Source organism: Kitasatospora sp. NPDC002551 (assembly GCF_040296005.1).
Classification (GTDB): domain Bacteria; phylum Actinomycetota; class Actinomycetes; order Streptomycetales; family Streptomycetaceae; genus Kitasatospora.
The window spans coordinates 82,001-101,822 of the sequence record NZ_JBEOWI010000014.1; the positions used below are offsets into that span (position 1 = coordinate 82,001).

Consider the following 19,822-nt stretch of genomic DNA (forward strand, 5'->3'; position numbering starts at 1 on the left):
AGGCTAGCCACGGCCCGGCGGGCCGGCATCCGACCACGGTCGTATGCCCACGGCGGGACGCGCCGGGCGGGGCCCGGCCGCCACGGTGGTGACGGCACCGACCGACCCGTTCCTCGGAGGAATCCCCTCATGCCGCACCACCGCTACCGCACCGCCGCCGCGCTCGCCGTCCTGCTGGCCTCCGGCGCCCTCGCCCCCACCTCCACGGCTTACGCCCGGCCTCCCGCCGCCACCACCGCCGCCCCGATCGCACTCACCCTGCCCGCGCCGACCGGCCCGCAGCCCGTCGGCACGACCACGCTCCACCTCGTCGACCCGCGGCGCCCCGACCGCTGGGCGCCCACCCCGCGTCCGCGCGAGCTGATGGCGCAGCTCTGGTACCCGGCCGCCGCCTGCGGCGCCCCCGCCCACCGGCTCGCGCCGTGGACGGGAGCCGCCGAGCGGGCCCACCTGGAGTCCGACTACCTCGGCGCCGCCCCGGGTAGCCTGACCTGGCCGGCCACCCACTCCCGCGAGGACGCGCCCGTCGACCGCACCGCCCGCCACCCGGTGGTCCTGTACTCGCCCGGCTCGCGCGCCGACCGCTCCTTCGCCACCCTCGCCGCCGAGGACCTCGCCTCCCGCGGCTATGTGGTCGCCGTCCTCGACCACACCTTCGACGCCGGTGAAGTCGCCTTTCCCGACGGCCGGCTGGAGGTCCGCAACAAGCCCGCCGTGTTCGCCATGACCGACGAGGAGATCGTCGCCTACCGCACCGCCGACACCCGCTTCGTCCTCGACCGGCTGACCGACCTCGCCGCGGGCGCCGACCCCGACGCCGAGCACCGCCCCCTGCCGCCCGGCCTCGGCGCGGCCCTCGACCTCGGCGCCGTCGGCGTGGCCGGCCACTCGATGGGCGGCGCCACCGCCGTCCAGACCCTGCACGACGACCCGCGCGTACGGGCCGGCGCCTCCCTGGACGGCCCGGTCTTCGGCACCGCCGCCACCGACGGCCTGGACCGCCCGCTGCTGCTGTTCGGCGCCTCGGACGTGCGCCCGGCCCGCGACGCGATGTGGGACGCGCTCTGGCCGCGCCTGACCTCCTGGCGCCGGCAGATCGTGCTGGAAGGCTCCGGGCACGGCAGCTTCGCCGACCTGGAGGTCCTGCTGAGCGCCGCCCGCCCCGCCATCGCCTGGCCCGCCGACGAGGTCGATCATCTGCTCGGCGTGATCGACCCCGCCCGCGCCGTCGCGGCCCAACGCGCCCATCTGGCGGCCTTCTTCGACCTCCAGCTGCGCCACCGGCCCACGCCGCTGTTCACCGCGCCCTCGCCTGCTCACCCCGAGGTCCGGCTGATCCGCTGAGGGCGGCGGCCGGGGCGGGGTCCGGGGCGGGGGCGGGGTCCGGGCTGCAGAAGAGGTCCCGCTCGGGCAGCACCCCGGTGCTCAGGAACCGGTCGGCGGCGGTCACCGCGCAGGACGGCGTCCACCGGTCGTAGGCGCCGTGGTTGCCGCCGTCGACGGTGACCATCCGGGCCCGCTTGCCGAGCGTCGCCCGCATGCCCAGCGCGCCGACCAGGGGGGTGGCCGGGTCCCGCGTGGTCTGCAGCAGCAGGATGTTGGCGGCGCCCCGGTCGGTGACCCGGACGGCGGGTTCGACCGGGGCGGGCCAGAACGCGCAGGGCCAGACGTTGGCGCCCATGCCGTTCAGGATCGGGTTGCGCCTCCCGCTCTCGGTGACGTTCCGCTGGTACCGCCCGAGGTCGCGCGGCGCCGGGGTGTCGGCGCAGAGCACCGCCACCAGCGCGGCCACGTCGTTGTCCTCGGGGATGCCCGTGTCGCCCTTGGCCAGCCACCAGTACGGGACCGGCCCCGCGCCGTCGTCGGCGAGGAAGCGCCACCAGTCGGCGATCTCCTGGAACAGCGCGGAGTGGTAGGAGTCCAGGCGGTAGAGCGTCCGCCACAGGTTGCCGTTGACCGGCCCGGCCACCGGGTGGGTCACCGGCGTCCGGTCCAGCTTCGCGGCCAGCGCGAGGTAGTTGGCGCGCACGGCCGCCGGGGTCGCGCCGAAGTGCAGGGTGGCGTCGCGCTCGGCCGCCCAGGCGGCGAAGTCCTCGAAGCGCAGCTCGCTGGCGTGGTCCCAGGTGGCCAGCCGGTCCTGCCAGGTCACGTTGGGGCTGACGTTGGCGTCGAGCACGAAGCGGTCCGTCCGCCCCGGGAACAGCTCGGCGTAGACCGCGCCCAGGTAGGTGCCGTACGACGCGGCGCGGTAGGAGATCTTCTGCTCGCCGAGGGCGGCGCGGATGCGGTCCAGGTCGCGCGCGGTGTTCGCGGTGGTCAACTGGCGGATGAACTCGCCGTTGCGGGCCAGGCAGTCGCGCGCCAGGTCGCGCGCGAAGCGCACGTTGGGGGCGATCGACCCGTCCGGGGCCGGGAACGGGAAGACCAGCTCGTACGGAACCTCGGCCGCCGTCCGGCCGCAGCTCACCGGCGTGCTGCGGCCGACACCGCGCGGGTCGAAGCTCACCAGGTCGTACCGGTCCAGCACCTCCTGCGGGTAGCCGGCCTCCTGGGCGCTGGGCAGGTGCAGGCTGGCCACCCCCGGGCCGCCGCCGTTGTGCACCAGGATGCCGCGCCGCACGCCCGGCTTGGCGGTGGCGAGCTTCGACACCGCGATCTCGATGGTCCGCCCGTGCGGGGCCCGGTAGTCCAGCGGCACGCGCAGCGTGGTGCAGCGCAGCCTCGGGTCCACCGGCGCCCCGGACGGGTCGGCGGGGCAGTCCGTCCACACCAGCGGCCGGGGCCGCTGCTCCGGCGCGGCCTCCGCCACTCCGGCGCCCGCGAGCACCAGGGCGAGTGCGGCGCCGACGGCTCTCAAGGGCCTGGTCATGCGTTGTCCAGTCAACATAGGTCTGGACCATAGGGGCGCCGCCGCAGGCTGTCATCCCCCTGCGGGGGTACCGAACCACCTGTCGTGCTTCATCGCGCACAGCGCCGTGTCCACCGCGGCCTCCAGGTGCCGCGCCGTCGCCTCGTCGTCGGGCTGCACGGTGATCGTGATGCTGGCGGCGCGGCCGTCCTCGGTCGCGCCGCCGCGCGTCTCGTAGCCCGGGATGCTGCCGCCGTGGCCCCAGTACACCCCGCCGCAGGACAGCGGCGTGCTCACCAGCCCCAGCCCGTACCCGGCGCCGGGCGCGAAGGGCTTCCCCGCGTCCACCGTCCGCCGCATCTCGGCGAGTTGGGCGGGCTGGAGCAGGTCCCCGCCGGCCAGCGCGGCGAAGAACCGGTTGAGGTCCGAGGGGGTGGAGACCAGCTGCCCCGCCGCCCACGCCCACGACGGGTCCATGTCCGTGATGTCGATCAGCGGCCCGCCCGCCGACTCCCGGTAGTAGCCGTGCGGGTGGGCCTCGCGGATGGTCGCGTCGCCGGGCGCCGGGAAGTAGGTGTGCCGCAGGCCGAGGTGCCGGACGACGCGCCGCTCGATCTCCTCGGCGAGCGGGCGGTGGGTGACCGCCTCGACGATCAGGCCGGCCAGCACGTAGTTGGTGTTGCTGTACGCCCAGCCCCGCCCCGGCTCGAAGTCGGCCGGGTGGCGCAGCGCGATGTCGACCAGTTCCCGCGGCTGGTAGGGGCGGACGTCGTCGCCGAGGTAGCGGGTGTAGTCGGGCAGTCCGCTGGTGTGCTGGAGGAGCCGGCGGACGGTGATGGCATTGCCGTCGATGCCGTCCCCGCGCACCACGCCCGGCAGGTACTTCTCCACCGGCTCGTCCAGCTCGATCCGCCCCTCGCCGACGAGTTGGAGCACGACGACGGCGGTGAACGTCTTGGTGTTGCTGCCGATCCGCACCTGCCCGTCCCTGGGCACGGCGGCGCCCGTGGCCACGTCCCCGACGCCGGCGGTGTAGCTGCGGGTCCGCTCGTCCCATCCCTTGACCGCCGCCAGCGCCCCGGGCGCGCCGTCCTGGCCCACCAGCGCGTCGAGTTGCCGCTGAACGGCGTCCGGCCGGTGCGCCGCGACGGCGGAGGGGGCGGCGGCGAGGGTTCCGACGGCGACGGCGGCAGCGACGACCGCCTTCCAGCGGAAGGTGTGCGCGTTCATGAGGTGTCTCTCCCACGGTGGTGCGGGTGCTCGGTGATCCCCACGACATCACGCGCCCTGACGCCCCGTCGTCAGCTCACCGGACGACCAAGATCGACTCCTCGTGATCCCGAAGTCCCGTACCGCCTCGTCCTGCGGACGTACCTCAGCCGGCCGCCGGGGCCGACGCTTCCCGCCCCCTCCGGCGCTGCTCGCCCCCGGCCGGTGGGCGCGCGCCGACAAAGGGGTGGTCCTCCGGCCGGCTTCCCTGCCAGGATCCGGGTATGACCACGTTGTTCCTGATGGTCGGCCTGCCAGGGGCCGGAAAGACCACGAGGGCTCGACAGCTCGCCGCGGAGCACGGCGCGCTGCGCCTGACGACCGACGACTGGATGATTCCCCTGTTCGACCAGGTGGAGGCGGACGGGAAGCGCGACGTGCTGGAAGGACGCATGCTCTGGCTCGCCTTGGAGGCGGTCAAGCTGAGGACCAACGTCGTCCTGGACTACGGCTGCTGGTCACGGGACGAACGGACCGCGATCCGCCGACTGGTGGAGGCCGAGGGCGCGCGTTTCCACATGGTCTACCTGCCGGTGGACGACGAGACCCAACGCGCCCGCATCGCCCATCGCTGGGCGACCACCCCCGACGAGACGCTGCCTCTGTCGGAGGCGGACATCCTGTACGGGCGGGCGAACTTCGAGGAGCCCGACGCGGCGGAACTGACGGGCCTCAGGACCGCCGACCCACCACCCGGCTGGACGGGCTGGCGCGAGTGGGCCGCCAACCGGTGGCCGTCGTTCGCGTGACCGCCGCGCCGCCGCACGGACCCTACGGCCTGCCGGCGCAGGCCGCGGCGGTCACCAGGTGGCCGAAGGCGGCCTCGGCGGCGGGCAGCCCGGCGGGGTCGTACGGTGGAGATGCCAGCGCCGGAGGGGTCGGCGACGGTCGGGTTGAACAGCGTGATGTCCACCGGGCCCCCGGGCATGGCGGCGTAGGCGCGGGGGTGGTGACCGGGGACGGTCGGGTCGTTCTCCGGCATGGTGGTCCCGCTCAGGCCGAGGGGGCGGATGATCCGGTGCTCGACCTCCTGCTGCCAACTGCGGCCGGTGGTCCTCCCGATGAGCCTGCCGAGCAGGATGGAGCGCGGCGGTGGCACCGCCCGGGGTCCCAGCGTCACGACAGCGGGTCGTCGGACTCAGGTCCACCCCCTCCTCCCCATCAGGTCGCACCTCCCCGACCGGCTGCTACGACCCGAGCAGGGCGCAACCCCGACGGCCCCCGGAGGCGCGACCCCGGTCCCCCCGCCGCCGGGCTTCGAGACCTGTCTCGAAGCCCGGCGGCCACGTCCTACGCCACCGGGATCACCGGGGCGTGGCCGTGATCGTGGAGGTGGGGACGGGGAACGGGACGGGGCGCGGGTGGCGGTCGTGGTGGCGGGTGGTGAGCGGGTAGGCCCACGCCAGCAGGGCGAGGAGCAGCACGAACGGGAGCAGGGTGCAGAGTGCGGCGCTCCCGCCGCTGTCGCGGGGTTCAGCCGGCATCGGTGAGGTCGACCTCGGCCCAGACGGTCTTGGCGTTGGGGTGCCGGGGCAGCGTGCCCCAGCGGTCGGCGAGGGCGTCGATCAGCACCAGGCCCCGGCCGGACTGGGCCTGCGACGTACTGCGGGCGGTCGGGAGGACGGGGAGGACGGGCAGGCGGTCGCCCCGGCAGTCCGAGATCTCGATCCGGAGGGTGGCGCCCCGGCGCACAGTGGTGGTGAGACTGAGGTGCAACTCGAACCCGCGCCCCGGAACGCGCCCATGTCTGATCGCGTTCGAGGCCAGCTCCGCGACGATGATCAGCGCGGAGTGGAAGGGCTCTCCGAACGTGGAATCGACTCCCCAGAGCGAGAGTTGACGTCTCGTTACAGCGCGGCAGAGGCAGGCCCCCTTCGGCGTGGCGGCGAGTGTGATGGTGTGACGGCGGGGGTTGTCGAGCGGAATTTCGGTCGTCATGGAGAAAATCGTGGCGGCCCGGACGTACGCTGACCACGAGTCAGGCGGGCACGGAGGGTGCTTGTCCGGACGCGGAGGGTCGACCGGTCGGGGCGGCTCGGATCATTCGGTCGCAAACACGTGTGAGCAGGGGTGATTCCCATGGTGAGTGGTGTCGAGCGTACGGTCTTCGACGACGGCGAGACGGCGGAGAACTCGGACGGGGTCGCGGAGTTCTACAGCGCCGTGGGCAAGTTGATCAAAATGTTCCGCGAGCGGGCGGGGCTGACACAGCGCGAACTGGCCGACATCATCGGCTACAGCGAGGACATGATCGGCGCGGTCGAGCGGGGCAAGCGGACGCCGAGGATCGAGATCCTGGCGAAGGTGGACGACGCCGTCAACGCGGGCGGCGCGCTGAGGCTCATCGCGGACGACGTGATGAAGGCGAAGATCCGGGTGAGCGAGCGTCACCCGGCGTTCTCGCGCGCCTTCACGTCTGAGGAGTCGAAGGCGATCGAGATCCACGACTACAGCACGATGGTCATCCCCGGACTCTTGCAGACCGAGGCCTACATCCGGGCGCTGTACGAGATGCGCCGCCCGCTGCTCGCGCCTGACCAGATCGATGAGTGGGTGGCTGCGCGACTGGCCAGGCAGGAAATCCTCACCCGCTGGCCGCTGCCGGTGGTGACGTGGGTGATCGATGAGAGCGTGCTCCGCCGCCCGCTGGGCGGATGGGACGTCCACGCCGAACAGCTCCGTCACCTTCTCAAGGTGGGGCAGATGCGAGGCCCTGAGCTTCAGGTGATGCCTCTCGATCGCCTTACCCACGCCGGGATGGGTGGCTCGTTCATCCTGCTTACCCCGAACGGGCGCTCGCAGATCGGGTACGTGGCGGCGCAGCACGTGAATCGGTTGGTCACGGACCCGGTCGAGGTCCGTAATATGGCCGCACGGTACAGCAGCATCCGGGCTCAGGCTCTGAGTCTGAGGGAGTCCCTGGCCCTGATCGAGCAGATTCTGGGAGAGCGGTAGGCATGACCGAACTGGCCTGGTTCAAGAGCAGCCACAGCACCAACGAGGATGCTGCGTGCGTCGAGGTCGCCGAGACAACCGGCACCGTCCACGTCCGCGACTCCAAGGACAAGAGCGGCCCGCAGCTGGCCTTCGAGCCGGCCGCCTGGCAGGCGTTCGTCAAGTTCGCCGCGAACGCCGACGTCTGAAACAGCACCCCACCGACGGCCCGCCGCTTCCCTGCGGCGGGCCGTCGGCGCATCCTGGTCCCATGACCGAGCCGACCTGGTTCAAGAGCAGCCACAGCAGCAACGAAGGCGCCGCGTGCGTCGAAGTCGCCGAAACCCCCGGCACCATCCACGTCCGCGACTCCAAGGACAAGACCGGCCCCCACCTCACCTTCGAGCCCGCCGCATGGCAGGCCTTCATCGACTTCGCCGCCGCCACCGAAGCCTGAAGCCTGAAGCCTGAAGCCACACTGTCCCGTCATCCCAGGGTGTCGATCGCCGCGGTGATCAGTGCGCGTGCCGCAGTTCCGTGGACGGCGAGTCCGGTGAACCGGGAGAACGCCTGCACGTACAAGGCAAGGTCGCTCGGCGCCGTCACCGTGACCTGGGCCGAGAGCAGTTCCACGCCGACCTGCCCGTCGTCGAACAGGTTGAACGTCTCCACCGGCCACATGGTGCGGCCGGCGGTGAACGGGATGATGCCGAGGGAGACCGATGGCATCGACATGACCTGGAGCAGGTGGCCGAGTTGTCCGGCCATCACCGCTTCGTCGCCGATTCGGTAACGCAGGACGGATTCCTCGATGACCGCGACGAAGCGGCGCCCGCCCTCGAAGACGACCCGAGAACGGGCCAGGCGGGCTTCGACCGCATCGGCCACGTCGTCCGGCGTCCGGCGCACATCGGCCACCGTGCGGAGCAGGGCGCCGGCGTACTCCCTGGTCTGCAGGGCGCCGGGGACGACTCGGGAGGAGTAGGCCCGGAAGAGGCTGGTGCGGGAGTACAGCGGGACGCGGGCCTGCTGGACCTGCCGAAGGCCGGCACGGGTGATGCGCCTCCACTCGACGTACAGGGAGTCGGCGGCGCGATTGGAGGCGATCAGGTCGTCGGCCTGGCCGTCGGCGCCGCAGGCCTGGCACCAGGCCCGGATGTCGGAGTCACTGGGGGCGACCCTGGCGTGGAGGATGCGGGAGGTCTTGGCGGCGTGCCAGCCGCAGCGGGCGGACAGCTCCCCGCCCTTCAGGCCAGCGTCGCGCATCAGCTCGCCGAGGCGGGCGGCCAACGCGACGCGGGCCGCCTGGGCGCTGGAGGACGGGGAGGTCGACATCGGTGCGGTTGTCGCTGGTACGGGTCAGACGGTGAACTTCTCGTGCGGCACGGCCCGCTGCCAGACCGTCTCGAAGGCCGTCGCACATAGCCGGGCAACGGCCGGGTCGTCGTTGAACGACGGGCCGGCGGACTCGCCGTCGCCGGTGAAGTGGTTGAACCGGACCAGCGTGCCGTCGAACAGCCAGAAGTCGTTGCCCGGCAGGGCGATGTCGGATGCCTGCCGCCGGGGCAGCCAGCGGATCTGCTCCCCGGCGGCGATGTTGGTGAAGGTGCCGGAGTGCTCGAACCGGATGTACTCCGATACCGGCTCGGACACGATCCTGGCCCGGCGGACCTCGACGCCGCGGGCGACGGTCTCCTGGATCAGGGTGAGCCACGGCCGCCACCACGAGGCGCGGTCGTTCGGGTCGTGCCGGAATCCGTCCCGCCACGCGGCGAAGGCGTCCGCTTCCTTCACGACGCTGTAGGAGTCGCGCATCTCCAGGTGCACGGCGCTGGACCGAGCGGCGGCCAACTGCTCAGCGAACGTCGGTACCTTCGGCGGCATCGCGCGCCTCCCTCAAGATCGGCACCATGCGGGCCGGCAGCCGGACCACATCCTCTGAGTCGGGGATGCTTCCGGTCTCCCGGCATGCGGTGCGCAGCTCGTCGTCGGCCTTCCAGCCCTGGATGACGATCTCTCCGGCCTCCTCGTCGTACCAGACCGTCGGGCACTCATCGTCTCACGTGTTGGGGTCGATCCCAATGAACCGTAGCTTCTTCATGTCGGCCCTTCCTCGCGAGTTACGCAGATTCGCCCGACGTTCAACTCGTGCTCTCGGGAGCGAGATTACGCCTGCGGTGCGGACCGGACTCGCAATTCCGCGCAACTTTCTGGCACTGTCCGCATGACGTGGCGCGGCGCGCCGACGCCGCCCTCGAAGAGGCCGGGCACTCCACCTGGACCGTGACCGGGGACGGCCTCCTCGGCCACCCTCGTCGCGCTCCCTATGACCGGGTGATCGCGACCTGCGCGGTGCGCCGCATCCCCTACGCCTGGATCCGCCAGACCCGGCCCGGCGGTATCGTGCTCGCCACCGTCGGTTCCTGGGCCTACGGCACCGGCCTGGCCAAGGTCACTGTCAACGACGACGGCACCGCCGAGGGTCGGATCACCGGCCGCAGCTCGTTCATGCCCGCCCGCTCCCAGGCCGCCCGCCCTCTCGACGGCGACCTCGCCGCCCGCGCCGCCTACGCCGACACCGAGCGCCCCACCCCGATCAGTCCGGCCCTCCTCGCCGAATGGATGCCGGCGTTCCTCGCCCAACTCGCCGCCCCCGGCGCGCAGCTCGTCCGCGCCGTCGCCGCCGACGGCAGCGCGACGACCTACCTCTTCGACACCAGCCGGGAGTCCTTCGCCGCCCTGGCCGAGACCGACGGCGCGTGGACCGTCCGGCAGGGCGGTCCCGTCGCCCTCTGGGACACGGTCGAGGACGCCATCACCGCCTGGCACGACGCCGGCCGACCCGACATCACCGAGGTCCGCCTCCACGTCACCCCCCGCGCGCACACCTACTGGATCGGGGAGAAGCCCAAGATGCGCTGGGAACACCGCATCGCCTGACCCCCGGAGCCGAGCTTCCCGGCCGGGCAGCACCTCCAGGGTTCCAGGGAGGTCGGCCCCCGGCACCGTCCACGTCCGCGACTCCAAGGACAGGACCGGCCCCCACCTCACCTTCGAGCCCGCCGCATGGCAGGCCTTCATCGACTTCGCCGCCGCCACCGACATCTGAGGCCAGAACTTCGACAACCTCGCGACAGGTTCACCCGTCCCGCTCCCCGGCCGCCGCTTCCCTGGGACCATCGCTGCTGGGCATCGGGGAGGTGCCCGTGGACGGCGATCTGTGGGGGTTGCCTTGAACGTTCGGATCAGGAGGACGAAACTACCGGCCCTGCTCGTCCTGGCGGGACTGGCCACCACCGCTCTCGGCTTCGGCTGGTTCGCCGCCGCCGACATGCGGGTGCACGCCTACCGCTCCGCCCCCGCGTGCGACACGGCGGCGGCACACGGGCCCGGCACGCACTGCGTGCGGCACGAGCCGGGCCGGGTGACGGCCAAGGCCGTCCACGCCGGCGCCGGTCCAGCCGCCGACAACCCCGAGGCCACGCACACGGTGACCGTGGCGCGCGAGGCGGCTCCCACGCGGAGCTACAAGGTCGGCGCAGCGTTCTACGCGGACGTGGAGATCGGCGCGGCCGTGGACCTGACGATCTTCCGGGGGCGGGTGGCCTCGGTCGCTTACCAGGGACATCGCGCCGACAACCCGAACAGGTCGTCCCTCGCGGTCCTCCTCGGGGTGGCGCTCCTGGTCGGCCTGGGATCGACACTCACCTCCCACGGCCTGTCCTGGTCACGGCTCGGCCCGAGCGCGGCCCGCTTCGCCGCCATCGGCGCCGTCGCCGCCGTCCTCGCGTTCTTCGCCGGCTTCGGCCTCATCTGGTCCTCGCTGCCGCCCGCCCTCCTCCTCGGCCTCCCCGCCCTCGCCTGGCTGATCACGATCGCCGCCTTCACGGCCGTCACCTGGAACGACTGACCTTCCCGGTCCACCGGCCCCGCCATGCGGCGTGGGAAGTCGGCCGGACCGACTTCCCACGCCCGGAACCCCTACAGAACCCGCCTGTCGGCCACGGCTCCAGGACGGCGGAAAACCGATGGACACGGTTTCCTGTGCGTCCTAGCCTCACGGAGGTCGGAAGTTCGCACGTCCGGATGAGGTGAATGTGATGACGGTCCAGGCAACGGCGGCCAGCGTCAACAGGCCGTTCCCCGCTCGCTTCATCACCTCATCGGACGTAAGGAATCCCAACAGTGGACCTTCCACGTAGCTTCACCATCCGCGAGAGCAGCCACCGCATCCACAACCCGTTCACCAGCGAGAAGCTGGCCGCCCTGGGGCGGGCGCTGCACCTGGCCCCCGGGACACGCGCGCTCGACCTCGCCAGCGGGTCGGGCGAGATGCTGTGCACCTGGGCGCACACCCACGGCATCGTCGGGACGGGAGTGGACATCAGCTCCGAGTTCACGGCCAGGGCCCGTGCCCGCGCGTCCGAGCTCGACGTCGCCGATCGGGTGGTCTTCGTTCACGGCGACGCCTCCGGCTATGTCGCGGACGAACCCGTCGGCCTCGCGGCGTGCGTCGGCGCCACCTGGATCGCCGGCGGAGTGGCCGGCACGATCGATCTGCTCCGTCGCAGCCTCCGCCCCGGTGGCATCCTGCTGATCGGCGAACCGTACTGGCGTCAGGATCCCCCGGACCAGCACACCGTCGAAGCGTGCCACGCCGGCGGCAAGGATGACCTCCGCGCGCTGCCCGAGGTGATCGGGCGGTTCGGCGAACTGGGTTACGACGTCGTCGAGATGATGCTTGCCGACCAGGACAGCTGGGACCGGTACCAGGCCGCGCAGTGGCTCAACATCCGACGCTGGCTCGACCTCAACCCCGAGGACGAGCTGGCCGCCCGGTTGAGAGCCGAGCTCGCCGAGGAGCCGGCCCGCTACGCCAGGTACCGGCGCGAGTACCTCGGCTGGGGGGCCTTCGCTCTCATGGGCCGCTGACGGTCACGTCGGGGCCGCCTGGACGCCCGCTACGGACGCTTCCTCCGGCGCGGTGCCCCGTGCACGGCGTCCAGCACCAGGTCCAGCAGCAGCTCGGGCTGCCCGGCCCGAGCGCTGCCGGCCGTGGACAGCGCGATGCCGATGACGAGCTGGAGGAGGTCGTCGCCGGCCAGGTCGGCGCGGGCCGTTCCGCGCCGTTGCGCCCGGGTGAGCAGGCCGGTCGCCATGTCCAGGATGCGTCGATGGCAGTCGAAGCCCAACTCGCCGGCCGATTCCACCAGCAGGGCGCCGCCCATGCCCTGGTTCACCCGGGCATGGGCGAGGAAGGCCCGGAGCCACTCCTCCAGGGCGTCGTCGGCGTCCTCCGAAGCGAGCAGCTGCTCCGCGCGCGCGTGCAGTGTCTCGATCCGGTCCGCGAGTACCGCGGTCAACAGGGCCGAGCGGTCGGGGAAGTGGCGGTACAGGGTGCCGGGGCCCACCCCGGCCCGGCGGGCGATCTCGTTGAGGGACGCGCCGGGCCCGGCTTCGGCGAACACTTCTCGCGCCGCCGCCACCAGGCGCTCCCGGTTGAGGCGGGCGTCCGTACGCCGCGCGGGCCCGACCGGGATGCGCGCCTGCCTGTTCGTCATCGTCCCGCCCTTCGGTCGACTCCCGGGATGGAAAACCGGAGAGGTTCTCCGTATTCTAGCCGACACACAACCGGAGAACCTCTCCGGAAAGCTGCCCGAGGAGTACGGGATGACTGACGACGCACGGACCGGGCTCGGCCCGGTCGGGATCTGGACCTTCGCCTACGAGGGACACCCCGCCGGACGCGTCCGCGAATCGGCCGCGGAGCTGGAGGAGTTGGGCTACGGGGCGATCTGGCACGGTGAGGCCTTCGGCCGCGACACGGTGGGCCAGGCGTGGTTACTGCTGTCCGCGACCCGCCGGATCACCGTCGCGTCCGGCATCGCCAACATCGCCTTCCGGGACCCGATCGCCACGGCCGGCGCGACACGCACCCTCGGTGAGGCCTTCCCCGGACGCTACCTCCTCGGCCTGGGCGGGCACCGGGTCGACGACACGGTGCACCTGGTGGACGGCTACCCCGTCCCGGCCCGGGGCAGGGCGCTCGCCACGATGCGCGCCTACCTCGACGCCATGGACGCCACCCCCGCCCACGGCCCCGTACCGGACCCGGCCCCCCGCCGCGTCCTGGCCGCCCTCGGCCCGAAGATGCTCCGGCTGGCCGCCGAACGCACCTGGGGCGCGCACCCCTACTTCGTGCCCGTCGAGCACACCGCGCAGGCCCGTACGATCATGGGGCCGGACTCCTTCCTCGGGGTCGAGCAGGCCGTCGTCCTGGACACCGACCTCGGCCGGGCCCGGGAGGTGGCCACGGCACACGTGGCCGGATACGTCGCCATGGCGCCCCACCAGCAGGCGAACGTCCGGAGGCTCGGATTCGGCGACGAGGACATCACCGGCGGCCCGAGCCGCCGGCTGGTGGACGCGATCGTCGCGTACGGCGACACGGAAACGATCCGCCGCCGCGTGCGGGATCACCTCGACGCAGGGGCCGACCACGTCTGCCTGCAGGTCCTGAGCGCCGATCAAACGGCGCTGCCGGAGCGCGAGTGGCGCGAACTCGCCTGCGCTCTCATCGCTCCTTCCCCAGCACAACACCCCTCCCGACCCGCGACACCGCCCTCCCCCCCGAACCGGGGCATAGCGCGCCAGTACACCGCCGAGCGCGCCGGAAGAACCTCCGTGGCGGGGGCGGCAGGACCAGGGCCGGAGCACGTACCGGATCTTGAGAGCGCGAGCGGACCGTGGCAGGCTCATGCCGCATGATCGATGAATTCGCGAAGGACACCCTGCACGGGAGACTGCGGCGGGACCGCGAGGCGCTGCTCTGGAAGCTCGACGGCCTGTCCGAGTACGACGCCCGCCGGCCTCTGACGGCGACCGGGACCAACCTCCTCGGCCTGGTCAAGCACGTGGCCAGCGTCGAGGCCCGGTATTTCGGCGAGGTCTTCGGCCGCCCGTCCCCGGAAGGGCTGCCGCGGTGGCAGGACCACGACGGCGGCGATCTGTGGGCGGCCGAGGGCGAGACCCGCGATCAGATCATCGGGTTCTACCGGCGCACGTGGGAACACTCGGACTCGACGATCGACGAGCTTCCCCTGGACGCCCCCGGTCACGTGCCGTGGTGGCCGGAGCCCCATGCCGACACGAACCTGTTCGCCGTCATGGTCCACGTCCTCGGCGAGTCCGTCCGGCATGCCGGGCACGCCGACATCCTGCGCGAGGGCCTCGACGGCCGGACCGGCCTGCGCCCCGAACACGAGAGGCCGATCGACGAGGAAGCCCGTGCGGCCTACTGGGCGAAGATCGAGCGGGCCGCCAGGTCGGCCGCACCGGTCAAGGCTTAGGCGCCGCCCAAACCACCTCCCCCCGGATCGGGACATAGCCACAAGTTCGCCACAAGAACGTTCGTGCCACGCCCCGTTCGGCCACCTCCCTGGAAGCATCCCTGCTGGGCACCGGGGAGGTGTCCGTGGACGCGATCGATGGGGGTTGCGATGAACGCTCCTACCAGGGATGTGAAGCCGCCGGCCTGGAGGCGGCTCGGCGGAGCGGTCGCCCGCGCACTGCCGGCGGGCCTGTTCCTCCTGGCAGGACTGGCCACCACCGTCCTCTGCTTCAGCCGGTTCGTCGACGTGAACGACACGACGCTCGGCTACCGCTCCGCCCCCGTCTGCGCCACGGCGGCGCACACGCCCGGCACGGACTGCGTGCGGCGCGAGACCGGCAAGGTGACGGAGCAGTACACCGTCGACGGCGACGGAAGGACCTACATGGTGGGGGTGGCGCGCGAGGCGGGCCGCGCGCACCGCTACTCGGTGAACGCGAGCTTCTACGCCGCCACCAAGGTCGGCACGGACGTGGACCTGACGATCTACCGGGGGCGGGTGGCCGAACTCGTCTACCAGGGACACCACACCGGCAACCCGGGCACGCTCTACCTGGCCTCCTTCAAGGTCGCCCTCCTGGCCGGTCTCGGAGTGACCCTCACGATCCTGGGCCTGACCTGGCCACGGGTGGGCGCGCGGGCGGGCTCCTTCGCCATCGCCATGGGCTGTCTCACCGTCGCCACCGCGATGCTCGGCTGCCTCACCCTCATCACGATGGAGTGGCCACTCGCCGCCCTCCTGGCCATCCCGGTCTTCGGCTGGCTGGCCACGACCGGCGGCGCCGCCGTGATCGTCCGGGACGAATCCGCCCCTGGGATGGCCCGGCGATGACCGGAGTGGGAAGTCGGCCGGCCCGACTTCCCACTCCCACCACCCCCACAGACCACCCCTGTCGGCGCCGCAGCCGCATGACACGGCTGCGGAGGGTCGGCCGAGGCTACGACGCGATCTAGCCATCGAAGGTCATTTTCCAGCCTGACACACCATTCCAAATGCGAAGAATCCATCTGACATTCGAAACTGATACACGCTCATGCCATTGCACACATCAGGTTCCACATGTGAAATGGCATCACCTCGCCCGGTGGCTCACCCACGGGCGGGCACCACCAAGTGAAGGAGTACTTCGCCATGAACCGTTCGCTGAAGGGTCTGACCCTGCTCGCGGCCTCCACGGCCGCCGCCGGCACGCTGATGGCCGCGCCCGCCCAGGCCGCGACCACCAGTACCTCGACCACGACCGCGACCTTCGAAACCTGTAGCCCGTGGTCGCTGCAGAGCGGGCTGTCGACCCAGGTCTGCGCCTCCGTCAACGGCACCAACGTCCAGTTCCTCGGCCGCATCGCCCTGGCCGGCCCGCCGTCCCCCGGCTACCCGCCGCAGCCCCAGGACCTCATCACCACCATCTCCGGCCAGGTCGTCGGCGGTGCCTCGCTCGGCACGGTCAACCAGGGCGTGAACTTCCTCGCGAGCACGGTCACCGTCAACGGCCCGAGCGGCACCGTCCCGTGCAACAACGTCGTCAGCGGCACCTTCAGCGTCGCCAAGTTCGGCTGGAACCCGTCGCCGGTCACCGTGAGCACCCCGATCCCCTGCTGATCCGAGCTCCCATGAGCCCGGGGCCGGGAGCCGCACGGCTCCCGGCCCCGGCGCCGCCCAGGCCGCCGGTTCCGCGCCGACCGACGGGGGCGGCGCGGCACCGGACGCCCGCCGGTTCACCGTCGGCGGCCGGGCCCGGTCGGGCCGGGGACCGTCACGCGGCGAGGTGCTCCAGCGTGAACAGGGACGCCCGGTAGGCGTCCTGGGCCAGCGCCGAGCCCGTGGAGCCGGCCGGGTCGGCGGCGGCGGCGAAGCTGCCGCTGTGCACGAGGCGGATCAGCGCCTGGTCGGAGCCGGGCGTGGGGTACAGGAAGTTGAACGCCTGGTTCGCGTGGATGTACCACCCCGAGCAGTCCCGGACGTTCAGGTTGGCGCCGTCGGCCAGCCCTTCGATCGAGTCGTTCGGGTACTGGTTGTCGGCGTTGTGGTGGCACAGCTTCCCGCCGCCCGGCACCCGGTCGACATCGCCCTGGGTTTCGTCCCCAAGACCACTCCCGCCGACCGGCTGGCCGGGATCCCGCGCGACGTGCACGCCGGCGGGCGCTGCATCGACCACCGGCTCGCCCCCTACGCCCTCACCGAGACCTCCTGTCCGCTCACCCCGCGCGAACTCGACGTCCTGCGCGGCGTCCACCACGGCCAGGCCATCGGCGACCTCGCCGCACAGCACCACCTCGCGCCCGGCACCGTCCGCAACCACCTCTCCGGCGCCATCACCGAGCTCGCCGTCCGCACCCGCCACGAGGCGGCGCGCCGTGCCTGGGAAGAGGGGTGGATCTGATCCCGCTCCCGGCGGGACGGGCGGGGCGGCGACGGGGCGGGCGGTCCGGCTGGGCGGGAGGGCCGGCGCGGTGTCCTCCGGGTTCCTCCGCTGTTCAGCGGGACGTGGCTCCGGCGATGATCTCCGACCAGACCCGCTCCCTACCGTCGTGGGCCGGACCACTTCGGGAGCGAACATGCACGACATCCACGAGTCCGGGCACGAGTGCGGGTGCCCGCGGACCGCCGACCTCGACGGGGACGGCCCGGCCGCGGCCGGGCGGCGCCGGTTCCTGCGCGGGGCCGGACTGCTCGGAGCCGGGGTCGGGGCGGCGGGGTTCGGCCTGCTCGGCGCCGCGCCCGCGCAGGCCGCCGGTGCCGCGCCGACCGACGGCGGCGCGGCACCGGAGAAGGCGGGGAAGGCGCAGGACAAGGGGAAGGCCAAGGGGAAGCGCCGCTGGCAGCCGGACCCGGACGCCCGCCGGTTCACCCTGGTCGTCATGCCGGACACCCAGTACCTGTTCGACCAGGACCGCATCCACCCGGCGCCGGTGGAGGCCTCCATCCGCTACGTGCTCGACGGCGGGGTCAACCGCGAGGACGGGACGGACGACAACATCGTCTTCCTGGCCCACCTCGGCGACGTCACCGAGAACGGCCTGCCCACCGAGTTCGCCGCCGTCAGCAAGGTGTTCGGCCTGCTGGACGACGCCGGCGCGGCCTACGGCGTGCTCGCCGGCAACCACGACGTCCGCTCCTCGACCGACGACCGGCGCGGCAGCAGCCCGTACCTGGAGACCTTCGGCAAGGAGCGGGCCGCCCGCACCTCCGGCTACCACAGCTCCAGCCCGGACGGCTACAACACCTGCCACATCTTCACCGCGGGCGGCCGCCCGTGGATGGTGCTCTCGCTGGACTGGCGGCTGTCCGACGCGGGCTTCGACTGGGCCAACGCGGTGATCGCCGCCAACCCGAAGGTCCCGGTGATCCTGACCACCCACGAGCTGGCCCACGCCGACGACGCCGGGCGGGCCGAGCTGTCCGACTACGGCCGCAAGCTCTGGGACCGGCTGATCAGCGGCAACGACCAGGTCTTCCTCACCGTCAACGGGCACTACTGGCCGCCCGGCCGCACCGTGCTGCGGAACCAGGCCGGCCACGACGTCCACGTCCACATCACCAACTACCAGGACCGCTACTACGGCGGCGCCGCGATGATCCGGGCGTACCGCTTCGACCTCGACCGCAACACCGTCGACGTGTCGACCTTCTCGCCGTGGATCCAGGAGATCGCCGCCGAGGAGCGCAACGTGCTCGCGGCGAAGGAGGTCGAGCTGACCTCGGACGTGGACCGCTTCTCGCTCTCCATCGACTTCGACCGGCGCTTCGCGGGCTTCGCCCCCGTCCCGCAGCGCCCGGCGCGCCGGCCCGCCGAGCTGCTGGTCCGGGACACCGTGGCGTACTGGCGCTTCGACGCCGCCGGCGGCGCCGGAACCGTCCCGCCCAACCTGGTCGTCAAGGACCTGTCGGGCCAGGGCAACGACCTGCTCCGGCGCACCGCCCCGGGCACCCCCGACGAGGCGCTCACCTGGTCCGCCGAGCACCACCCGGACCAGCCGGGCCACGGCAGCCTGCTGTTCAGGGGCACCCGCTCGCCGGTGCGCGGCGGCTACCTGGAGACGGCGCCCACCGCGCCGCTGAACCGGGAGACCTTCGAGCGCGGCTTCACCGTCGAGGCCTTCTGCAAGCTGCCCGCCGACTGGGACTCCGGGCAGAGCCGCTGGTCCGCCCTGCTCAGCCGCTGGGGGATGGCGGGCGAGGCGGGCAAGAGCGGTCCGGGGACGGACGCCGAGGAGCCCGTCGTGACGCTCAGCCTCTCCGAGGCGCCCGCCCTGCAGTGGTGCGTCTACCCGCTCAACCAGACCGGGGCGTCCACCTGTTGGGGCCACCAGCTGCCCCTGGACGCGTGGTGGCACGTCGCGGTCGTCAACGACGGCAAGCTCAGCCGGATGTACGTCGACGGCTGCGAGGTCGCCCGCAACCCCGCCACCCCCGCCGTCGGCCTGACCACCCTGGGCCGCCCGTGGATGCTGGGCGGCTACTCCTACGCGGGCGTGCTGGACAAGGTCTTCCACGGACACATCGGCGACGTCCGCATCGTGAAGCGCCCCCTGCGCGTCCGCGAGTTCATGACCGCCTGACCACCCGGATCGCCCGTGCCCTCCCGGCCGTTCGCCGGGAGGGCACGGGGTCAGGGGGCCCGTCAGGAGGCGGGCGGGCAGACCAGGTTGCCTGCGACGGACGGATCGGGGACCTGGGCGCCCTGGTAGGTGCCCTGGGTGTACTCGTAATAGAAGTAGTAGACGAGGAAGCCCACGGTGCCCCCGACAGCGCAGTCCGAGTCCGCGGTGAAGCGGAAGGGCAGTGTCACGGCGCGGCTGTCCCCGGGAGCGATGGGAACCGCCGGTGAGACCAGGTTGAAGCGAACGGACGAGGGGGACAGCTCGCACCAGCTGGCGCCCGTGCACCCGGTGAACTCTCGGTGCGCCGCCGAGCCCGTCTCGGAGGCGTAGACCGTCGCGTAGAGGAAGGTCACCGGAGTGTCCTGCCGGTTGGTGAACGTCACGGACAACGCGCCGACCTGGCCCGGCGTGAGCGTCGTGTCGTCGACGCTGAAGGCGAAGTGCGGCGACGAGGGCTCGGCCGCGGCGAAGGCCTGCCCTCCGAAGCCGAACAGGCTGAGGAACAACGTCAGTGCGGCGATGAGGCGCACACGCCTCATCGCCGAGGCGGGTATGGACATGGTCGCCCAGCGTAGGCGCGCGCCTCCGGCCCGTCTGCCCCGGCTTCGGGAAACCGGCCATGATCGGGTGCATGTCAGAACGCTGCACGGAGGACGTGTCCCTTGGCCTTCTCGCACTCCGGGCCGACCCCCGGCGGGACCGTTTGCGGGGGCGGGGGCGGTGTGGTGCATTGGAAGGGACACCACCACGGCCGGGGTGCCGCCGCTGAGGAGGTGGTG

The 19,822-nt window shown here is 72.4% G+C and carries 22 protein-coding genes and 3 pseudogenes; 15 read left to right on the forward strand and 10 right to left on the reverse strand.

The window, feature by feature from the left end:
• The first annotated feature begins 129 nt into the window (after nucleotides 1-129).
• Nucleotides 130-1,344 (forward strand): alpha/beta hydrolase family protein, encoded by a 1,215-nt coding sequence (locus ABT093_RS15260; protein ID WP_350564332.1) that lies wholly within the window; start codon nucleotides 130-132, stop codon nucleotides 1,342-1,344.
• On the opposite strand, the gene ABT093_RS15265 is transcribed toward ABT093_RS15260, so the two are convergent.
• Nucleotides 1,298-2,869, reverse strand: coding sequence for an alpha/beta hydrolase (locus tag ABT093_RS15265; protein ID WP_350564334.1), 1,572 nt, complete (start codon nucleotides 2,867-2,869; stop codon nucleotides 1,298-1,300). The genes ABT093_RS15260 and ABT093_RS15265 overlap by 47 nt on opposite strands.
• Nucleotides 2,870-2,920: 51 nt before the next feature.
• Nucleotides 2,921-4,078 (reverse strand): serine hydrolase domain-containing protein, encoded by a 1,158-nt coding sequence (locus ABT093_RS15270; protein WP_350564335.1) that lies wholly within the window; start codon nucleotides 4,076-4,078, stop codon nucleotides 2,921-2,923.
• Between the two features lie 263 nt (nucleotides 4,079-4,341).
• On the opposite strand from ABT093_RS15270, the gene ABT093_RS15275 reads away from it, so the two are divergent.
• Complete coding sequence (locus ABT093_RS15275) at nucleotides 4,342-4,866, forward strand: P-loop nucleotide/nucleoside kinase family protein (RefSeq protein WP_350564337.1); 525 nt, start codon at nucleotides 4,342-4,344, stop codon at nucleotides 4,864-4,866.
• A 50-nt stretch (nucleotides 4,867-4,916) separates the two neighbouring features.
• Here ABT093_RS15275 and ABT093_RS15280 read toward each other — a convergent pair.
• The 3 genes and pseudogenes from ABT093_RS15280 to ABT093_RS15290 all read right to left on the reverse strand — a co-directional run.
• A pseudogene (locus ABT093_RS15280) lies at nucleotides 4,917-5,237 on the reverse strand (serine hydrolase); the annotation flags it as partial.
• A 184-nt stretch (nucleotides 5,238-5,421) separates the two neighbouring features.
• Nucleotides 5,422-5,601, reverse strand: coding sequence for a hypothetical protein (locus ABT093_RS15285; protein WP_350564339.1), 180 nt, complete (start codon nucleotides 5,599-5,601; stop codon nucleotides 5,422-5,424).
• Nucleotides 5,591-6,055 carry an ATP-binding protein gene (locus tag ABT093_RS15290; RefSeq protein ID WP_350564341.1) on the reverse strand — a complete coding sequence of 155 codons (465 nt, stop codon included), beginning with the start codon at nucleotides 6,053-6,055 and terminating at the stop codon, nucleotides 5,591-5,593. The genes ABT093_RS15285 and ABT093_RS15290 overlap by 11 nt, the downstream gene beginning before the upstream one ends.
• A 141-nt stretch (nucleotides 6,056-6,196) precedes the next feature.
• On the opposite strand from ABT093_RS15290, the gene ABT093_RS15295 reads away from it, so the two are divergent.
• The 3 genes from ABT093_RS15295 to ABT093_RS15305 all read left to right on the forward strand — a co-directional run bounded on the left by ABT093_RS15295 (nucleotide 6,197) and on the right by ABT093_RS15305 (nucleotide 7,508).
• Nucleotides 6,197-7,072, forward strand: a complete 876-nt coding sequence (locus ABT093_RS15295; RefSeq protein WP_350564342.1) for a helix-turn-helix domain-containing protein — start codon at nucleotides 6,197-6,199, stop codon at nucleotides 7,070-7,072.
• A 2-nt stretch (nucleotides 7,073-7,074) separates the two neighbouring features.
• The gene (locus ABT093_RS15300; RefSeq protein ID WP_350564344.1) at nucleotides 7,075-7,260 is read left to right on the forward strand and encodes a DUF397 domain-containing protein; all 186 of its coding nucleotides are present in this window, start codon (nucleotides 7,075-7,077) and stop codon (nucleotides 7,258-7,260) included.
• 62 nt (nucleotides 7,261-7,322) lie between these two features.
• Nucleotides 7,323-7,508 (forward strand): DUF397 domain-containing protein, encoded by a 186-nt coding sequence (locus tag ABT093_RS15305; RefSeq protein ID WP_350564346.1) that lies wholly within the window; start codon nucleotides 7,323-7,325, stop codon nucleotides 7,506-7,508.
• A 29-nt stretch (nucleotides 7,509-7,537) separates the two neighbouring features.
• Here ABT093_RS15305 and ABT093_RS15310 read toward each other — a convergent pair whose 3' ends face one another.
• The gene (locus ABT093_RS15310) at nucleotides 7,538-8,386 is read right to left on the reverse strand and encodes a helix-turn-helix domain-containing protein (RefSeq protein WP_350564347.1); all 849 of its coding nucleotides are present in this window, start codon (nucleotides 8,384-8,386) and stop codon (nucleotides 7,538-7,540) included.
• Between the two features lie 24 nt (nucleotides 8,387-8,410).
• Entirely contained in the window at nucleotides 8,411-8,935 is a 525-nt protein-coding gene (locus tag ABT093_RS15315) for a DUF6879 family protein (RefSeq protein ID WP_350564349.1), read from the reverse strand.
• Between the two features lie 345 nt (nucleotides 8,936-9,280).
• Here ABT093_RS15315 and ABT093_RS15320 point away from each other — a divergent pair.
• From ABT093_RS15320 to ABT093_RS15335, 4 genes and pseudogenes are all read left to right on the forward strand, one after another.
• Nucleotides 9,281-9,991, forward strand: a pseudogene (locus ABT093_RS15320) (methyltransferase domain-containing protein); the annotation flags it as partial.
• 49 nt (nucleotides 9,992-10,040) lie between these two features.
• Nucleotides 10,041-10,160: pseudogene (locus ABT093_RS15325) on the forward strand (DUF397 domain-containing protein); the annotation flags it as partial.
• A gap of 123 nt (nucleotides 10,161-10,283) precedes the next feature.
• The gene (locus ABT093_RS15330) at nucleotides 10,284-10,961 is read left to right on the forward strand and encodes a hypothetical protein (protein ID WP_350564350.1); all 678 of its coding nucleotides are present in this window, start codon (nucleotides 10,284-10,286) and stop codon (nucleotides 10,959-10,961) included.
• Nucleotides 10,962-11,236: 275 nt separating this feature from the next.
• Nucleotides 11,237-11,983 (forward strand): SAM-dependent methyltransferase, encoded by a 747-nt coding sequence (locus ABT093_RS15335; protein ID WP_350564352.1) that lies wholly within the window; start codon nucleotides 11,237-11,239, stop codon nucleotides 11,981-11,983.
• A 29-nt stretch (nucleotides 11,984-12,012) separates the two neighbouring features.
• On the opposite strand, the gene ABT093_RS15340 is transcribed toward ABT093_RS15335, so the two are convergent.
• Nucleotides 12,013-12,612 carry a TetR/AcrR family transcriptional regulator gene (locus ABT093_RS15340; protein WP_350564354.1) on the reverse strand — a complete coding sequence of 200 codons (600 nt, stop codon included), beginning with the start codon at nucleotides 12,610-12,612 and terminating at the stop codon, nucleotides 12,013-12,015.
• 109 nt (nucleotides 12,613-12,721) lie between these two features.
• Here ABT093_RS15340 and ABT093_RS15345 point away from each other — a divergent pair, with 109 nt between their 5' ends.
• The 4 genes from ABT093_RS15345 (at nucleotide 12,722) to ABT093_RS15360 (ending at nucleotide 16,041) form a co-directional block, all read left to right on the forward strand.
• Nucleotides 12,722-13,819, forward strand: coding sequence for a TIGR03620 family F420-dependent LLM class oxidoreductase (locus ABT093_RS15345; RefSeq protein WP_350564356.1), 1,098 nt, complete (start codon nucleotides 12,722-12,724; stop codon nucleotides 13,817-13,819).
• On the forward strand, nucleotides 13,816-14,400 hold the full coding sequence (locus ABT093_RS15350; RefSeq protein ID WP_350564358.1) for a DinB family protein: 585 nt from the start codon (nucleotides 13,816-13,818) through the stop codon (nucleotides 14,398-14,400). Before ABT093_RS15345 ends, ABT093_RS15350 begins: the two co-directional genes overlap by 4 nt.
• A 150-nt stretch (nucleotides 14,401-14,550) precedes the next feature.
• The gene (locus tag ABT093_RS15355; protein WP_350564360.1) at nucleotides 14,551-15,273 is read left to right on the forward strand and encodes a hypothetical protein; all 723 of its coding nucleotides are present in this window, start codon (nucleotides 14,551-14,553) and stop codon (nucleotides 15,271-15,273) included.
• 300 nt (nucleotides 15,274-15,573) lie between these two features.
• The gene (locus ABT093_RS15360) at nucleotides 15,574-16,041 is read left to right on the forward strand and encodes a hypothetical protein (RefSeq protein ID WP_350564361.1); all 468 of its coding nucleotides are present in this window, start codon (nucleotides 15,574-15,576) and stop codon (nucleotides 16,039-16,041) included.
• A 154-nt stretch (nucleotides 16,042-16,195) separates the two neighbouring features.
• On the opposite strand, the gene ABT093_RS15365 is transcribed toward ABT093_RS15360, so the two are convergent.
• Nucleotides 16,196-16,495 (reverse strand): hypothetical protein, encoded by a 300-nt coding sequence (locus ABT093_RS15365; RefSeq protein ID WP_350564363.1) that lies wholly within the window; start codon nucleotides 16,493-16,495, stop codon nucleotides 16,196-16,198.
• Between ABT093_RS15365 and ABT093_RS15370 the strand changes: the two genes are divergently transcribed.
• Together ABT093_RS15370 and ABT093_RS15375 are read left to right on the forward strand one after the other, a co-directional pair.
• Nucleotides 16,469-16,822, forward strand: a complete 354-nt coding sequence (locus ABT093_RS15370; RefSeq protein WP_350564365.1) for a response regulator transcription factor — start codon at nucleotides 16,469-16,471, stop codon at nucleotides 16,820-16,822. The two genes, ABT093_RS15365 and ABT093_RS15370, sit on opposite strands and share 27 nt — an antisense overlap.
• A gap of 175 nt (nucleotides 16,823-16,997) precedes the next feature.
• Nucleotides 16,998-19,001: a LamG-like jellyroll fold domain-containing protein gene (locus ABT093_RS15375; RefSeq protein WP_350564366.1), complete on the forward strand. Its 2,004-nt coding sequence runs from the start codon at nucleotides 16,998-17,000 to the stop codon at nucleotides 18,999-19,001.
• A 62-nt stretch (nucleotides 19,002-19,063) separates the two neighbouring features.
• Here the strand turns inward: ABT093_RS15375 and ABT093_RS15380 are convergent, their stop codons facing one another.
• On the reverse strand, nucleotides 19,064-19,603 hold the full coding sequence (locus tag ABT093_RS15380) for a hypothetical protein (RefSeq protein ID WP_350564367.1): 540 nt from the start codon (nucleotides 19,601-19,603) through the stop codon (nucleotides 19,064-19,066).
• Between the last annotated feature and the right edge of the window lie 219 nt (nucleotides 19,604-19,822).